Genomic DNA, 15,770 nt, shown 5'->3' on the forward strand with positions numbered 1-15,770 from the left:
TTTGTCTTGGCAAGGCTGAAGGTAAGATGGGCAACCGTCGGGACGTTTTGACGCAGCAGGGGTCAGGATGTGCCGGCCAGGCATTCATAAATCAGGAGTCATTCAATGGCCCGTATTAGTGTTGAGCGTGCCCACAGTCTGGGTAAGGAAGCCGCCCGCGAGAAGGCCGACAAGCTGGCGAGCAAGCTGGCCGATCAGTATGGCCTGGAGCCGCAATGGTCGGGCGACACCCTGAACCTCAAGCGTTCCGGCGTGAAGGGCGCGGTACATGTCGGCGAGGATTCGATTCGCATCGATGTAGAGTTGGGCATGCTGATGTCGGCCATGAGCGGCACCATCAAGGCGGAAATCGAAAAGGCCCTCGATAAAGCGTTGGTTTGATCCGCACACGGCGCATGGCCTGACTCAAAACCTGTGGCGAGGGGGCTTGCCCCCGTCGGCCGGTCCGCGCTCGGGCGCAGCAGTCGCACATCCAGCGACTCGGTGAATCAGACAAATCGCGGTCGCAGAAGTTGGGGCTGCTTCGCGACCCAACGGGGGCAAGCCCCCTCGCCACAAAAGCACCCTGACCCCACAGTTTTTCATTGCCATGCATTCGAAGGGTTATGTCGGTTGTTAGGGTGCCGTTTCTAATTTTTCTCCCTACCTTGTGCCTGAGCCCGACTCTTTTGCGGGCAGTTCCTCAAACCTTCTGCGCGTGAGGTGCACCATGGCCAAAGTATCTTTGAAGAAAAAAGCTGACGTTCAGCCGACCACGTTGAATGAAGTGAAATCCTATGCCCGCAAGATCTGGCTGGCAGGCCTGGGTGCCTACGCCAAGGTCGGCCAGGAAGGTAGCGACTACTTTCAAGAGTTGATCAAGGCTGGTCAAACTGTTGAAAAGAAAGGCAAAGAAGTTGTGACTGAACAACTTGAAGCCGCCAACACCCAGATTGATAGCGTCAAGACGGATGTCGTCAGTCTCAGGGGCCGTGTCGAAGTCCAGTTCGACAAGGTCGAGAAGGCATTTGATGCGCGTGTCGCCGGTGCCTTGAATCGTATCGGCATTGCGTCTAAACATGACGTTGAGACACTCTCTGCTAAGCTCGATGAGCTGACGGCATTGCTCGAACGTGTCGCGCGTAAACATTAAGGAGAACGGGATGGCTGGTAAGAAGAACACCGAGAAAGAAGGCAGCTCGTGGATCGGGAAGGTCGAAGACTACTCCCGCAAGATCTGGCTGGCTGGTTTAGGCGTGTACTCGAAGATCGACACTGACGGCAGCAAACTCTTCGATACATTGGTTAAGGATGGCGAGAAAGCCGAGAAGCTCACCAAGAGCGCTGTCGGCAAAAAAGTTGACGCTGCCAAGGAAACCGCAACCTCGGCCAAGTCGCGCATCAGTGGCGTTAAAGATCGCGCACTGGGCAAGTGGGACGAGCTGGAAGGGGCTTTCGACAAGCGCCTGAACAGTGCCATTTCCCGTCTTGGCGTGCCAAGCCGCAACGAAGTCAAGGCGCTGCATAGCAAGGTCGATACCCTGACCAAGCAAATCGAAAAACTCACCGGCGCCAAGGTTGCGCCTGTTGCGGCGAAAACCGCAGCGGCCAAACCCGCGGCGAAGGCTGCTACAAAACCTGCTGCCAAGCCAGCAGTAAAAACCGCAGCCGCCAAGCCTGCGGCTAAACCGGTTGCCGCCAAAGCTGCTGCAAAGCCTGCTGCGAAAACCGCAGCGGCCAAGCCTGCCGCAGTGAAGAAGCCAGTGGCCCGGAAGCCAGCAGCCCCGAAAGCTGCCGCGCCGAAACCGGTAGTGGCCGCTGCCAAGCCGGCCACTCCAGCCGCTGCGGTAAGCCCGGCGAACTCCGTCTCGGCACCCGCGCCAGCTGCGGCCCCGACTGTAACGCCAGTACCATCGGCGCCAACCAGTCAGTCCTGATTCATACGGGACATGCAAAAACGCCCGGCCTGCGAAGGTCGGGCGTTTTTGTTTGTGGACTCAGCGTTTTCACGGGTGCTGGCGCGGGGTGATGAGCGTTCCCGGGCCGGATCTACTCGTGCTCTTCCAGGTACTGCAACGCCAAGCGCTCGGTGGCGACTTTTGCCGGTGGCAGCAGGTGCGGGGCCACCAGCATCATGATCTGGTAGACCACCACCCGTACCTCGCCTTCGCGGTCGAGAATCCGCTGATAGTCCAGTGAGAACAGCAAGGTCATGGTGATCTGTTCCACCAGTTGCCCCAGGGCCTGGGTGTCGCTGACCAGTCGTCCTTCCGCCTTGAGCCGCGCCAGTAGCGAGGCCAGCGTCCGTTTGAGGGCGTTGAGCAGGTTGCGGATGCCCTTGGCCAGTTTCGGCAGGCGTCCGGCCAGGTTCGACAGGTCCTGGAACAGGAAACGGTAGTGGGCCAGCCGCTCGATGATCAGGTGCAGGAACAGCCAGTAGTCTTCCGCGGTCAGCCGGACATCCGGCGGCGGGTCGAGCAGTGGTGTCAGTTCGCTCTGGAAGCGTTCGAACAGGCCCAGGATCAGCGGCTCCTTGCCGTGAAAGTGGTAGTAGAGGTTGCCCGGGCTGATCCCCATTTCATTGGCAACTTCCATGGTGGAGACATTCGGTTCGCCCTTCTGGTTGAACAACAACAGGGCACATTCGAGAATCCGGTCGCGGGTTTTCATCCAGTCTTCTTAGTGATCGAGTCGAGCCACGGCCAGCAGGCCGGCCGTGGCACAAAGACAGATCAGCGCACGCGCACGTAGGTGCCTGGCGCTGCCTCCATCGGTGGGTAGTGCTGATTGCCCAGCGCCGTCAGGGTTTCGCGTTGCGCGCCGGACCGCTCCTGTATCCAGTCAAGCCATTGGGTCCACCAGCTGCCATCGAAATGCTTGGCGTCGTAATACCAGGCCCGTGGGTCGCTGGTCAGTTTCGGACTTTCGACATAGTTGGCCTTGGGGTTGCTCGGCGGGTTGAGAATGCTCTGCACATGACCGCTGTTGGACAGGACGAAACGCCGGTTGCCGCCCAGCAGCAGGGTTGAGCGGTAGACGGCGTCCCACGGGGTGATGTGGTCGTTCATGCCGGCCACGCTGAAACTGTCGACGGTGACTTTCTGCAGGTCGATCGGTGTGCCGCAGACTTCCAGGCCACCGGGATGGGTCAGCGGGTTGTGCTTGAAGAAGTCCAGCAGGTCACCGTGGAAGGCCGCTGGCAGGCGCGTGTTGTCGTTGTTCCAGTAGAGGATGTCGAACGCGGGCGGTTCTTTGCCCAGCAGATAATTGTTGACCCAGTAGTTCCAGATCAGGTCGTTGGGGCGCATCCAGGCAAAGACCTTGGCCATGTCGCGACCTTCGAGCACGCCTTTCTGGTAGGAGCGACGCTTGGCTGCCTCGAGGGTCTGCTCGTCGGCAAACAACGCGGCCGGGCTTTCCAGCTCGCTGTCCAGCAGGCTCACCAGGTAGGTGGCGCTGGAGATCCGCCGTAGCTGTCGCTTGGCTTGCAGGTGCCCTTGCAGCGCGGCAATGGTCAGCCCGCCCGCACAGGCACCCATCAGGTTGACCTCGCGGCTGCCGGTGATTGCCCGGCAGGCGTTCATGGCTTCTTCCACCGCTTCGACGTAACTGGACAGGCCCCATTCACGGTGGCGCACGTCCGGGTTGCGCCAGCTGATCATGAACACCTGCAGGCCGTTTTTCAGGGCGAACTGCACAAAGCTGTTGTTCGGGCTCAGGTCGAAAATGTAGTACTTGTTGATCTGCGGCGGCACCACCAGGAGGGGTTTGGCGTACTGCTTTTCGCTCATGGGCTTGTATTGCATCAACTCCAGCAGCTCATTGCGAAACACCACGGCACCGGAGGTGGTGGCAACCGTTTTGCCGACCTCGAACGCGTGCTTGGCGACCTGGCTGGGCAGGCCGTTGTTGTGCATCAGGTCATCCAGCAGATGAGACAGGCCACGAACCACACTGTGACCGCCGGAGTTGAACAGTTCCTTGATCGCCAGGGGGTTGAGCAGGGTGTTGGAGGGCGATACCGCATCGTTGAGCAAGGTAAAGGCGAAGTGCGCGCGGGCACGATCATCGTCCGACATGCCGCTTTCATCGATCCAGCTTTTGACCTGTTTCTGCCAGCTCAGGTAGGCCTGGAGACTGCGCCGGTAAAACGGATTCAGGCTCCAGCTCGGGTCGGCGAAGCGGCTGTCCGCAGGGTTGGGGTGATGCAGGGTCTCGCCCAGCAACACTCGGCCCAATTGACCGCCCAGGGCCAGCGCGTGCCTGGCGCTGTGCACCGGATGGCGCAAGCCGTGGGCGGCAACGCTGCGCAGCGTCGAAAACAGATCCCGGCCGCGCAGACCGGTGATCGCATTCTGAGCATTGATGAATGCAGCGGCTGTGGGCAAGGTGCCCGGCGCTGGTTTGTCTCGCATGAGTCAACACTCCTTCGTCAAGCCTTCAACAAGTACATCACGCTCGCAGTGCATACGCTTGGCTGCGAACTTCCCTGGGGCTCCCGACTGCCTTGTCGGTGTGCGCCGTCAGTCAAGTGCTGCCATGGGGCGTCGGGTGCGGATGCATGACCGCCCGTTGGCGTTCTTCCTGGAGAAATTTCATGATGATCGGGGCGACGGCTTCGGCCCGGGTGATCAGGAATAAATGACCGTCGTCGATTATGTGTAGCTGGGCGTTGGGAATACGCCAGGCGAGCACGCGCATATTGATCAGCGGTATCAGCGGATCGTCGTCACCGGCCAGGACCAGGGTCGGCTGATGAATCTTGTGCAGCCAGTGAATGCTGGTCCATCCCAGGCCGGCGAAAAGCTGCCAGTAGTACCCCAGCTTGCCCGCCGAACGCACTTTGCTGGCGTGTTCCGCGGCCAGGTTCGGGTCGCGGCGGAACGCACCACCGTAGATCAGTGGCGCGATACGGATCACGTGGGACGGCTGAATGTAGCGTCGTGGGCTGGCCATCATCCACAGCACTTTCGGCTTGCCCGGCACCATCACGGCACCGGCCGCCGTCGCCGCCAGCACCAGCTTCTTGCAGCGCTCGGGATAGTCGTGGGCGAACTGCTGGGCGAGGGCGCCCCCCCATGACACGCCGACCACATTGACCTGGCCGTAATCCAGGTAATCGAGCATCCGCGCAGTCAGTTTGGCCAGGCCGGGAAATCGATAGGGGCGGCGGGGTGTCGATGATCCGCCGACACCTGGCACGTCGAAGGCAATCACTTCCAGGTCCGGGTCCAGTGCCTGGATGAACGGAAACACCAGCTCCAGGTTGGCGCCAATGCCATTGAAGATCAGCAAGGGGGTCAAGTGAGGCTTGCCGGGACGTACCGCGGTGCGGATGGTTTGGCCATCCAGATCGACGGTACGGAATATGAACGGTTGCGGCATGCTTCAAGCCCTGTGGGTTGTATCGCTGGCTCTATGTTCTCCCTCATCCCCTCTGGGAGCGAGCTGCTCGCGCCGGCGAACCGACTGACACACCGTTGTCGGATGTGCCGCCGTCTTCGCGGGCAAGCCCGCTCCCACAGGGGGAGGGAGGTATCAGTTAGCGTTCATGCACATAGGTCCCCGGTGCGGCTTCACCTGCGGTGTAGGTCTTGTTGCCAAGCGCGGTCGGGGCCTTTTTCAGTTTGCCCGAGCGCTCGGCCTGCCAGGCCTGCCAGTGCAGCCACCAGGAATCGGTGTGCTTGGTCGAGTTTTCTTGCCATTCATCCGCCGTCGCCGCCATCTCGGTGCTGGTCATATAGCGCGATTTCGGGTTGCCCGGCGGGTTCAGAATGCTCTGGATGTGCCCGCTGCTCGACAGTACGAATTCGACCTTGCCACCGAACAGCTGCGCCGACTTGTAGCAGGACTTCCACGGGGTGATGTGGTCGCTGGTGCCCGCCAGGGCATAGACGTCGGACGTGACCTGCTTGAGGTCGATGGGCGTGCCGCACACTTCCAGTGCATCGGCGCGGGTCAATGGGTTGCTTTTGAACATTTCGATCAGGTCGCCGTGGAACGCCGCGGGCAACCGGGTGGTGTCGTTGTTCCAGAACAGGATGTCGAATACCGGCGGCTCGTTGCCCAGCAGGTAGTTGTTGACCCAGTAGTTCCAGATCAGGTCGTTGGGGCGCATCCAGGCGAAGACTTTCGCCATGTCGCGACCTTCCAGCACGCCGGCCTGGTAGGAGTGACGCTTGGCGCTTTCCAGGGTCTGTTCGTCGACGAACAGCGCAACCTGGGAATCAAGGGTGGTGTCGAGCACGCTGACCAGCAGGGTGAGGGAGTTGACCTTCTTCTCGCCGATCGCGGCGTAGTGGCCCAGCAGTGCGGTGCAGGTGATGCCGCCGGAGCAGGCGCCGAGAATGTTCACGTCCTTGCTGCCGGTGATGGCCGTGATGACGTCGATCGCTTCCTTGAGCGCCTCGATGTAGGTCGACAGCCCCCACTCGCGCTGTTCCTTGGTCGGGTTGCGCCAGCTGACGATGAAGGTCTGCAGGTTGCTGCGCAAGCAGTGACGCGCCAGGCTTTTTTCCGGGCTCAGGTCGAACACGTAGAATTTGTTGATCTGTGGCGGTACCACCAGCAGCGGGCGTTCGTACACTTGCTCGGTGGTGGGGCGGTACTGGATCAGCTCCAGCACGTCGTTGCGGAAAACCACCGCACCCTCGCTGGTGCCCAGGCTCTTGCCGACTTCGAAGGCGCCCATGTTGACCTGGCTCGGCATGCCGCCGTTGTGGACCAGGTCCTTGGCCAGGTGGGAGAGGCCGTCGAGCAGGCTCTTGCCGCCGGTCTCGAAGAAGCGCTTGACCGCCGCGGGGTTGGCCGCGCTGTTGGTCGGGGCCATGGCTTCGGTCATCAGGTTGATCACGAAGTGCCCGCGGTTGATGTCCTGATCGGAGAGGTTGCTCTCGTCAATCCAGTCGTGGAGTTCCTTGCGCCACGCCAGGTAGGTTTGCAGGTAGCGTTTGTACAGCGGGTTCTGGCTCCAGGCCGGATCGTTGAAGCGACGGTCATCGCCTGCCGGTTGCAGTTCGGACTTGCCGAACATGACGTTCTTGAGCTCGATGCCGAAATGGGCAACATGCTTGACGCTGTGGATGGGTTGTTTGATGGCCTGGGTCAGCACCATGCGGGCAGAGGTAAGCAGATCTTTTCGACGCAAGCCGATGACCGGGTTGAGCCCCAGGGTATTTTCCGAGGCTTGGGTTTTCAGGTCATCGTTATTCTTGTTACTCATCTACGACGCTCCATTGTCCTGATATGAGTTCCTGAGTCTAGCTGTGTAGTCACACAGCAAATGCCAGGCACTACTCTCAGGTGACCGTTAATTGCACACCGCTACAAATGCACGGAACTTGCCAGATCCATTGGTTACCGGAGTTTAATTTTTTTCGCAAGCAGGCCCGTCATTGGCCTTTGGCCGACGCATTCAAACAGATGAAATTAGAAAATGCGCTCTAAAGTGCGAAAGCCTTGAGCTAGAGCATCAGCTTGACGACAGACTCGCTGGGATCGCGGGATTTTCCGGCGGCTTTGAGCTCGGCGAGATAGTCGTCCCAGAGTGCGTCATAACGTCGCGCCAGCTCGTAGAGATATTCCCAGGTGAACAGGCCGCTGTCGTGGCCGTCATCGAAGGTCAATTTCAGTGCGTACTGACCGGCCGGTTCTACCTTGCTCAGGCCGACGTTGATCTTGCCAAACTGCAGGACAGGTTTGCCGTGGCCCTGGACCTCGGCGGAGGGGGAGTGCACGCGAAGGAATTCCGCGCTCAGGTGATATTCCTCGCCGGACGCATATTTGAGCGTCAGGGTTTTCGAGGCTTTGTGCAGGTTGATGGCGGTGGGGAGTTGGGTCGTCATGGGGCCGGTCGTCCGTCTTTATGGAGGCCCTGTGTCGGCGGGTGAACTTGTGGCGAGGGAGCTTGCTCCCGCTGGGTCGCGAAGCGATCCTGAAATCGGAGAACGCGGTCTATCTGACAGACCCCATTCGCCGGGTTCACGACTGCTGCGCAGCCGAGCGGGAGCAAGCTCCCTCGCCACAGAAGCCCGCTCACACAGAATGTGACCTACAGGATATAACGGGACAGGTCTTCGTTCTGCGCCAATTCGCCCAGGTGGTTGTTGACGTAGTCGGCGTCGATGCGGATTGGCTGGTCGCTGTGGGTGCTGGCCAGGTCGCCGGCGCTGAACGACACCTCTTCGAGCAGGCGCTCGAGCAGGGTGTGCAGGCGACGGGCACCGATGTTTTCGGTCTTCTCGTTGACCTGCCAGGCGATCTCCGCGATGCGCTTGATGCCGCTCGGCTGGAACTCGATGCCCAGGCCTTCGGTTTTCAGCAGGGCGCAATATTGTTCGGTCAGGGACGCGTGGGGCTCGCTGAGAATGCGTTCGAAATCTTCCGGGCTCAGGGCCTTGAGTTCGACGCGAATCGGCAGGCGGCCTTGCAACTCAGGTACCAGGTCGCTCGGCTTGCTCAGGTGGAACGCACCCGAAGCAATGAACAGAATGTGGTCGGTCTTGACCATGCCCAGCTTGGTGTTGACCGTGCAGCCTTCGATCAGTGGCAGCAAGTCGCGCTGTACGCCTTCGCGGGATACGTCGACGCCGCCGGAATTGCCGCGCTTGGCGACCTTGTCGATTTCGTCGATGAACACGATGCCGTGCTGCTCGACCGCTTCCAGCGCCTTGGCCTTGAGTTCTTCGTCATTGACCAGGCGGCTGGCCTCTTCGTCGCGCACCAGTTTCAGTGCTTCCTTGACCTTGAGCTTGCGATTCTTGCGCTTGCCCTTGCCCATGTTGGCGAACAGGCTCTGCAGCTGGTTGGTCATCTCTTCCATGCCAGGAGGCGCGGAGATGTCGACGCCGGAGACTTCGGCGACTTCGATTTCGATTTCCTTGTCATCCAGCTGACCTTCGCGCAGGCGCTTGCGGAACAGCTGGCGGGTGTTGGAGTCGGCAGTCGGGGCTTCGTCGTTGTTGAAGCCCATGCGTGCCGGCGGCAGCAGCGCGTCGAGGATGCGCTCTTCGGCGGCGTCTTCGGCGCGATGGCGGACCTTGATCATTTCCTGCTCGCGCAGCAGCTTGATCGCGGCATCGGCCAGGTCACGGATGATCGACTCGACGTCACGGCCGACGTAGCCGACTTCGGTGAACTTGGTCGCTTCGACCTTGATGAACGGTGCATTGGCCAGTTTGGCCAGGCGACGGGCGATTTCGGTCTTGCCGACACCGGTCGGGCCGATCATCAGGATGTTCTTGGGGGTGACTTCTACGCGCAGCTCTTCAGGCAGCTGCATCCGGCGCCAGCGGTTACGCAGGGCGATGGCGACGGCGCGCTTGGCATCGTCCTGGCCGATGATATGGCGATTGAGTTCGTGGACGATTTCACGGGGAGTCATGGACATAATATTTGGCGGACCTCAAGCAAGAGTGAGTCGTGGCGCGTGGCCGAAACAGGCTTACTCGGCGCAGTCCTGCTCCTCAATGGTCTGAGTGTGGTTGGTGAATACACAGATGTCGCCGGCAATGCCGAGGGCGGTTTCAACGATTTCCCGGGCCGACAGGTCGGTTTTTTTCAGCAGGGCACTGGCGGCGGCCTGGGCAAAGGCGCCACCGGATCCCATGGCGATCAGGCCATCTTCGGGCTCAACCACATCGCCGTTGCCGGTGATGATCAGGGAGGCGTCTTTGTTGGCGACGGCGAGCATGGCTTCGAGGCGGCTCAGGGAGCGGTCGGTACGCCATTCCTTGGCAAGCTCGACGGCCGCCCGGACCAGATGGCCCTGGTGCTTTTCAAGCTGGCCTTCGAAGCGTTCGAAGAGGGTAAAGGCGTCAGCGGTGGCGCCAGCAAAGCCGGCGATGACCTGGCCGTGGTACAGGCGGCGAACTTTTTTCGCGTTGCCTTTCATCACGGTGTTGCCCAGAGAAACCTGGCCGTCGCCGCCCATGACGACTTTGCCGTGGCGGCGAACTGAAACGATGGTGGTCAAGGGAAGAGTCTCCACGCAGCGGGGCGAAAATGCCTTATGCAAACTCATATGGGGGTGGCGGAGCGTTTTTCAACTGTAGGACGTAGCCGGGGACGAGCGGTTTGTCATGGGTGAAAGAGGATACAAGTGAATCCCTGTGGCAAAGGCGCTTGCTCCCGTCGGCCGGTCCGCGCTCGGGCGAAGCAGTCGTGAATCCGGGCATCGCGGTTTGTCTGGCATACCGCAATGCCCGGATTGGGAGCGCTTCGCACTCCAGCGGGAGCAAGCTCCCTCGCCACAAAAGCAGATGGCTTCTGCCAGTAAAGTGGGATCAGCGGCTCTGGCGTTGTTGTAACAACAGGTTGCTGAAGCCGCTGCCGGCCAGTTGTTTCTGGGCGGTGGTCAGTTGTTCGCGGTTGCTGAACGGGCCGACCAGGACGCGGTACCAGGTTTCATCCTTCACCGTGCCGGACTCCACCGATACTGCCTGGCCGAGCAGAATGATCTGTGCCCGGACCTTGTCGGCGTCGGCTTCCTTGCGGAACGACCCTGCCTGCAGGAAAAACTTGGTCACGGGCGCCGCCTTGGCCACGGGCGGCGCTGGTGGCGGGGTGAGTCCGCTCAGGGCGGCCTGGGCGCGGGCGGTGTCGATCTTCGCCGCTTCTGCCGGGGTCACAGGCGCCAACGGGGCGGTCTGCGGTGTCGGCAGGGTTTTTTCCGGCACGGCGTCAGGCGGTACGATGACCTCCGATTCCGGCAGCAGGGTGTAGAAGTCGTACTTCGGCTTCACCGGCTGCTGCGGGCTCGGCGGGGTCTTGTTGGCCTCGGCGATCCGCGTGGCTTTCTGCTCTTCCTGCTTGACCCGCTTGACGTCGTCGCCCTTGCCCGGCTCCAGCTTCATCAGGAACACGATGAACGCGCCGACGGTCAGGCCGATGGCCATCCATAGCCAGCCCGGGATCGGCTGTTTTGCAGGAGCTTGGTAACGGCTGGCGCCACGCTTGGGTGCAGGTTTTTTCTTGGCGGCCAACTTACATGCGCTCCAGAGTTTCCAGGCCCAGGAGTTCAAGGCCTTGCTTGAGAGTGCGACCGGTCAGCGCGGCAAGGCGCAAGCGGCTCTGCATCTGTGCCGGGGTTTCGGCACCGAGGATCGGGCAGTTCTCGTAGAAGCTGGAGAACAGGCCGGCGACGTCGTACAGGTAAGTGCAGAGGGTGTGCGGCGTGCCCTTGTCGGCCACGTTGTTCAGCACTTCAGCGAACTGCGCCAGCTTGGCCGCCAGTTCCTGTTCGTGCGCGGCTTCGAGGACGATTTGCCCTTCGACTTCGCTGAAATCCTTGCCAAGCTTGCGGAATACGCCGGCCACACGGGTGTAGGCGTACAGCAGGTACGGCGCGGTGTTGCCTTCGAAGTTCAGCATCAGGTCGAAGTTGAAGCTGTAGTCGCTGGTGCGGTGCTTGGACAGGTCGGCGTATTTCACTGCGCCAATACCGACGACTTTGGCGATGTTGCGCAGGTCGGCTTCGGCCAGCTCCGGATTTTTTTCCTTCACCAGGGTGTAGGCGCGTTCCTTGGCTTCGTTCAGCAGGTCGATCAGCTTCACGGTGCCGCCATCACGGGTCTTGAATGGACGGCCATCGGCGCCGTTCATGGTGCCGAAGCCCATGTGTTCCATTTCCATCGGATGGGTCACGAAGCCGGCCATACGCGCTACGGCAAACACTTGCTGGAAGTGCAGGGCCTGGCGCTGGTCGACGAAGTACAGCGCGCGGTCGGCCTTGAGCACGCCGCTACGGTAGCGCACGGCGGCCAGGTCAGTGGTGGCGTAGAGGTAGCCGCCGTCAGCCTTGACGATGATCACCGGCAGCGGCTCGCCGTCGGCGTTCTTGAACTCGTCGAGGAACACGCACTGGGCGCCGTTGCTCTCGACCAGCATGCCCTTGGCCTTGAGGTCGTTGACCACGTTGATCAGGTCGTCGTTGTAGGCGCTTTCGCCCATGACGTCGGCCATGGTCAGTTTGACGTTCAGCTGTTCGTAGATCTTCTGGCAGTGGGACAGCGAGATGTCCTTGAACTTGGTCCACAGCGCCAGGCATTCCGCATCGCCGGCCTGCAGCTTGACCACCAGGCCGCGGGCGCGGTCGGCGAACTCTGCGGATTCGTCGAAGCGTTGCTTGGCGGCACGGTAGAAGTTCTCGAGGTCCGACAGCTCGTCGCTGGTGATCGGGTTTTCCTGCAGGTACGCCATTAGCATGCCGAACTGGGTGCCCCAGTCGCCAACGTGGTTCTGGCGGATCACGGTGTCGCCGAGGAACTCCAGGACCCGTGCCACGCCGTCGCCGATGATGGTCGAGCGCAAGTGGCCGACGTGCATTTCCTTGGCCAGGTTCGGTGCCGACAGGTCGACCACGGTACGCTGGACTGGGCCGGTCTTGCGCACGCCTACTTGAGCGTCGGCCAGGGCTGCATCCAGGCGCGCGGCCAGGGCCTGGGTGTTCTGGAAGAAGTTGAGGAACCCGGGGCCGGCGATTTCAGCCTTGCTGACGTTTTCGTCAACCGGCAGCGCGGCAATGATTTTTTCCGCCAGGTCGCGCGGTTTCATGCCGGCAGGTTTGGCCAGCATCATGGCGATGTTGCTGGCGAAGTCGCCGTGAGTCTTGTCACGGGAGTTCTCCACCTGAATCGCCGGCGTCAGGCCTTCAGGCAACACACCGTCGGTAACGAGTTGGGTGAGGGCTTGCTGGATCAACTGGCGAATGGTGTCTTTCATGGTCTTCTCTTTCAACCGCAGGGCGGCGGCGCATCAATGCGCGGGTGGAAAAACTGGGCATTATCCGTTGCGAAGTCGGGCTTGCCAACCATTGTAGGTTCATTGTGGACTTACGGCGGCTGATTACTTTGTGGCGAGGGAGCTTGCTCCCGCTGGGGCGCGAAGCGCTCCTGAAATCGGCTGCCGTGTTCTTCTTGCCGGAACAGGGCTCCATGTTTGCGGCTGCTGCGCACCCGAGCGGGAGCAAGCTCCCTCGCCACGTTGATTCAATACAAATCCACGGGGTCGACATCCAGCGACCAGCGCACCGCTCGGCCGCTCGGCATCTGCTCCAGTACCAGCAGCCACGCACTGAGCAGCCGATGCAGCGGCGCCCGCGCCGTGGCTTGCAGCAACAGTTGGGCGCGATACCGTCCCGCCCGGCGCTCCATGGGGGCCGGCACCGGGCCGAGCAGTTCGATCCCGCTCAGGTTCTGTTCGGCCAGCAAGCGCTCGGCCTCGCTGCAGGCTTCATCAAGGAAGCCTTCGGCCTGCCCGGGCTTGTGTGCTTCGGCGCGCAGCAGCGCCAGGTGGGCAAAGGGCGGCAGTCCGGCCGCGCGGCGTTCGCTCAAGGCCTGTTCGGCAAAGGCGAAGTAACCTTGTTCAGTCAGTTGCACCAGCAATGGATGGTCTGCCAGGTGGGTCTGGATGATCACTTTGCCCGGCTCTTCGGCGCGACCGGCGCGTCCGGCGACCTGGACGATCAGCTGGGCCATGCGCTCGCTGGCGCGGAAGTCACCCGAGAACAACCCACCGTCGGCATCCAGGATCGACACCAGGGTCACCCGGGGGAAGTGATGCCCTTTGGCGAGCATCTGCGTGCCCACCAGGATGCATGGCTGACCTTTCTGGATGGTTGCGAACAGCTGGTTCATCGCGTCTTTGCGCGACGTACTGTCGCGGTCGACCCGCAGCACCGGGTAGTCCGGGAACAATATCCCCAGGCGTTCTTCGGCGCGCTCGGTGCCGGCGCCCACCGGCCGCAGATCGACCGTGCCGCATTTCGGGCAATTGCGCGGAGCCCGTTCTACATAGCCGCAGTGGTGGCAGCGTAATTCGCCGTGGCGCTGGTGTACGGTCATGCGCGCGTCGCAACGCTGGCATTCGGACATCCAGCCGCAATCGTGACAGAGCAGGGTTGGCGCAAACCCTCGGCGGTTGAGAAACACCAGGACTTGCTGGCCGGCGGCGAGGGTCTGGCCGATGGCCTGTTGCATGGGGCCGGAGATGCCGCTGTCCAGCGGACGGCTTTTCACGTCCAGGCGCAGGAAGCGTGGTTGCTTGGCGCCGCCAGCCCGTTCGTTCAGGCGCAGCAGCCCGTAGCGACCGGTGTAGGCGTTGTGCAGGCTTTCCAGGGAAGGGGTCGCAGAGCCGAGGACTATCGGGATGTTTTCCTGTCGTGCCCGTACCAGCGCCAGGTCACGGGCGTGGTAACGCAAGCCTTCCTGCTGTTTATAGGAGCCGTCGTGCTCTTCGTCGATGATGATCAGGCCAGGGTTTTTCATCGGCGTGAACAGCGCCGAGCGGGTGCCGATAATAATGTCGGCCTCGCCATCGCGGGCCGCCAGCCAGGACTCCAGGCGTTCACGGTCGTTGACTGACGAGTGCACGAGCGCGATGCGCGCATTGAAGCGTTGCTCGAAGCGCGCCAGGGTTTGCGGCCCGAGGTTGATCTCGGGGATCAGCACCAGCGCTTGCTTGCCGGCCTCGAGGGTCTCGCGGATCAGCTGCAAATAGACTTCGGTCTTGCCGCTGCCCGTCACGCCGGCCAACAGGAACGCATGGAAGCTGTCCAGGCCCGCGCTGATGGCTTCGTAGGCGGCGCGTTGCTCCGGGTTCAGTGGCAGCTCCGGCTGGGCCAGCCAATGTTCATGGCGCTCGCAAGGCGCGTGCTTGCGGATGTCCACCTGTACCAGTTCCTTGGCCAGCAGCAGGTCAAGACTGTCCTTGCTCAGCATCAGCTTGCTCAGCAGTTGATGAGCGACGCCGTGAGGGTGCTGGGCCAGGGTCGCCAGGGCCTCGCGCTGGCGCGGGGCGCGGGCAATGCGCGGATCGTCGAGCCTGGCGCCCGGGGTGATCGACCAGAAGCGCTCCTGGCGTGCTTCGGCCAGTTCGCCTTGGCGCAACAGCACCGGCAGTGCCCAGCTCAAGGTATCGCCGAGGCTGTGCTGATAATACTGGGAGGTCCACAGGCATAGCTTGAACAGTGATGCCGGTAGTGGCGGCGTGGCATCGAGCAGCGCCAGGGCTGGCTTGAGCTTGTCGGCCGGAACCTCGCTGTGGTCGGTGACCTCCACCAGGATGCCGATCATCTCGCGGCGCCCGAACGGCACGCGCAGGCGCATGCCGGGATGCAACTGCGCACGCAGCACGCCGGCCGGGGCGCGGTAGTCGAACAGGCGGCGCAGGGGCGAAGGCAGGGCGAGGCGCAGTATGGCGTCGGGCACGCGGGATGATCTCACTGGGCGGGTGGTGAAGAGGGGGCGGAGCCTAGCAGACGGTCGGGGTCGTGTCCTCCATCAGGAAGCCGTTCACCTGTTGGCGAGCGGATTCTGATGCCAGGCAAGGCGCTGCGATGACGCTTGGCACTATGGGGGGTAGCCGCGCCGAATGGCGTTGAAAGACGCCGCTGGCAGCGGGCCATGTTTTCTGATGGAGGGCGCTTTGGACCGCTTGCGCGAATGAAAAGGTCTGGTAGAATCCGCGGCCTAATTACGTGCGGTATTCAACAATGGTGTTGAGTGGCGGCACGCTAGCCTGAGGAATCACCATGAAAGCCGATATCCATCCAACATACGAAATCACCGCAGTAACCTGCAGCTGTGGCAACAAGTTCGAAACTCGTTCGAACCTGGCCAAGCCTCTGGCGATCGACGTATGCAACGAGTGCCACCCGTTCTACACCGGTAAGCAGAAGACTCTGGATACTGGCGGCCGTGTACAGCGCTTCGCAGACCGTTTCGGTGCTTTCGGCAAGAAAGCTGAAGTGGCTCCTGCTGCTGCAGAGTAAGGCTGAAAAGCCCGACGGGCTT

Annotated in this window: 14 protein-coding genes; 4 read left to right on the plus strand and 10 right to left on the minus strand. The window is 61.6% G+C overall.

Annotated elements, in window-relative coordinates:
* Positions 1 to 105 precede the first annotated feature (105 nt).
* The 3 genes from CKW25_RS04535 (at position 106) to CKW25_RS04545 (ending at position 1,916) form a co-directional block, all read left to right on the plus strand.
* Positions 106 to 381: a polyhydroxyalkanoic acid system family protein gene (locus CKW25_RS04535; protein ID WP_095078002.1), complete on the plus strand. Its 276-nt coding sequence runs from the start codon at positions 106 to 108 to the stop codon at positions 379 to 381.
* A 328-nt stretch (positions 382 to 709) separates the two neighbouring features.
* Positions 710 to 1,132: a phasin family protein gene (locus CKW25_RS04540; RefSeq protein WP_095078003.1), complete on the plus strand. Its 423-nt coding sequence runs from the start codon at positions 710 to 712 to the stop codon at positions 1,130 to 1,132.
* Between the two features lie 10 nt (positions 1,133 to 1,142).
* Positions 1,143 to 1,916 carry a phasin family protein gene (locus CKW25_RS04545; RefSeq protein WP_095078004.1) on the plus strand — a complete coding sequence of 258 codons (774 nt, stop codon included), beginning with the start codon at positions 1,143 to 1,145 and terminating at the stop codon, positions 1,914 to 1,916.
* Positions 1,917 to 2,028: 112 nt separating this feature from the next.
* Here CKW25_RS04545 and CKW25_RS04550 read toward each other — a convergent pair whose 3' ends face one another.
* From CKW25_RS04550 to CKW25_RS04595, 10 genes are all read right to left on the minus strand, one after another.
* Positions 2,029 to 2,649, minus strand: a complete 621-nt coding sequence (locus tag CKW25_RS04550; RefSeq protein WP_095078005.1) for a TetR/AcrR family transcriptional regulator — start codon at positions 2,647 to 2,649, stop codon at positions 2,029 to 2,031.
* A gap of 62 nt (positions 2,650 to 2,711) precedes the next feature.
* On the minus strand, positions 2,712 to 4,394 hold the full coding sequence (gene phaC, locus CKW25_RS04555; protein ID WP_095078006.1) for a class II poly(R)-hydroxyalkanoic acid synthase: 1,683 nt from the start codon (positions 4,392 to 4,394) through the stop codon (positions 2,712 to 2,714).
* Between the two features lie 112 nt (positions 4,395 to 4,506).
* A complete protein-coding gene (gene phaZ / locus CKW25_RS04560) occupies positions 4,507 to 5,364 on the minus strand; it encodes a poly(3-hydroxyalkanoate) depolymerase (protein WP_095078007.1) in 858 nt (285 codons plus the stop codon).
* A gap of 157 nt (positions 5,365 to 5,521) precedes the next feature.
* The gene (gene phaC / locus CKW25_RS04565) at positions 5,522 to 7,201 is read right to left on the minus strand and encodes a class II poly(R)-hydroxyalkanoic acid synthase (protein WP_095078008.1); all 1,680 of its coding nucleotides are present in this window, start codon (positions 7,199 to 7,201) and stop codon (positions 5,522 to 5,524) included.
* A gap of 241 nt (positions 7,202 to 7,442) precedes the next feature.
* The gene (locus CKW25_RS04570) at positions 7,443 to 7,823 is read right to left on the minus strand and encodes a gamma-butyrobetaine hydroxylase-like domain-containing protein (protein ID WP_095078009.1); all 381 of its coding nucleotides are present in this window, start codon (positions 7,821 to 7,823) and stop codon (positions 7,443 to 7,445) included.
* Positions 7,824 to 8,029: 206 nt separating this feature from the next.
* On the minus strand, positions 8,030 to 9,367 hold the full coding sequence (gene hslU / locus CKW25_RS04575) for an HslU--HslV peptidase ATPase subunit (RefSeq protein WP_095078010.1): 1,338 nt from the start codon (positions 9,365 to 9,367) through the stop codon (positions 8,030 to 8,032).
* Positions 9,368 to 9,421: 54 nt separating this feature from the next.
* Entirely contained in the window at positions 9,422 to 9,952 is a 531-nt protein-coding gene (gene hslV, locus CKW25_RS04580; RefSeq protein WP_095078011.1) for an ATP-dependent protease subunit HslV, read from the minus strand.
* A gap of 310 nt (positions 9,953 to 10,262) precedes the next feature.
* The gene (locus CKW25_RS04585) at positions 10,263 to 10,961 is read right to left on the minus strand and encodes an SPOR domain-containing protein (protein ID WP_095078012.1); all 699 of its coding nucleotides are present in this window, start codon (positions 10,959 to 10,961) and stop codon (positions 10,263 to 10,265) included.
* 1 nt (position 10,962) lies between these two features.
* Positions 10,963 to 12,699, minus strand: a complete 1,737-nt coding sequence (gene argS, locus CKW25_RS04590; protein WP_095078013.1) for an arginine--tRNA ligase — start codon at positions 12,697 to 12,699, stop codon at positions 10,963 to 10,965.
* Positions 12,700 to 12,965: 266 nt separating this feature from the next.
* Positions 12,966 to 15,185 (minus strand): primosomal protein N', encoded by a 2,220-nt coding sequence (locus tag CKW25_RS04595; RefSeq protein WP_095078014.1) that lies wholly within the window; start codon positions 15,183 to 15,185, stop codon positions 12,966 to 12,968.
* Positions 15,186 to 15,508: 323 nt separating this feature from the next.
* Here CKW25_RS04595 and rpmE point away from each other — a divergent pair, with 323 nt between their 5' ends.
* Positions 15,509 to 15,748 (plus strand): 50S ribosomal protein L31, encoded by a 240-nt coding sequence (gene rpmE / locus CKW25_RS04600; RefSeq protein ID WP_095078015.1) that lies wholly within the window; start codon positions 15,509 to 15,511, stop codon positions 15,746 to 15,748.
* Positions 15,749 to 15,770: the final 22 nt, after the last annotated feature.

Source organism: Pseudomonas sp. Irchel s3h17 (genome assembly GCF_900187505.1).
Lineage (GTDB): Bacteria > Pseudomonadota > Gammaproteobacteria > Pseudomonadales > Pseudomonadaceae > Aquipseudomonas.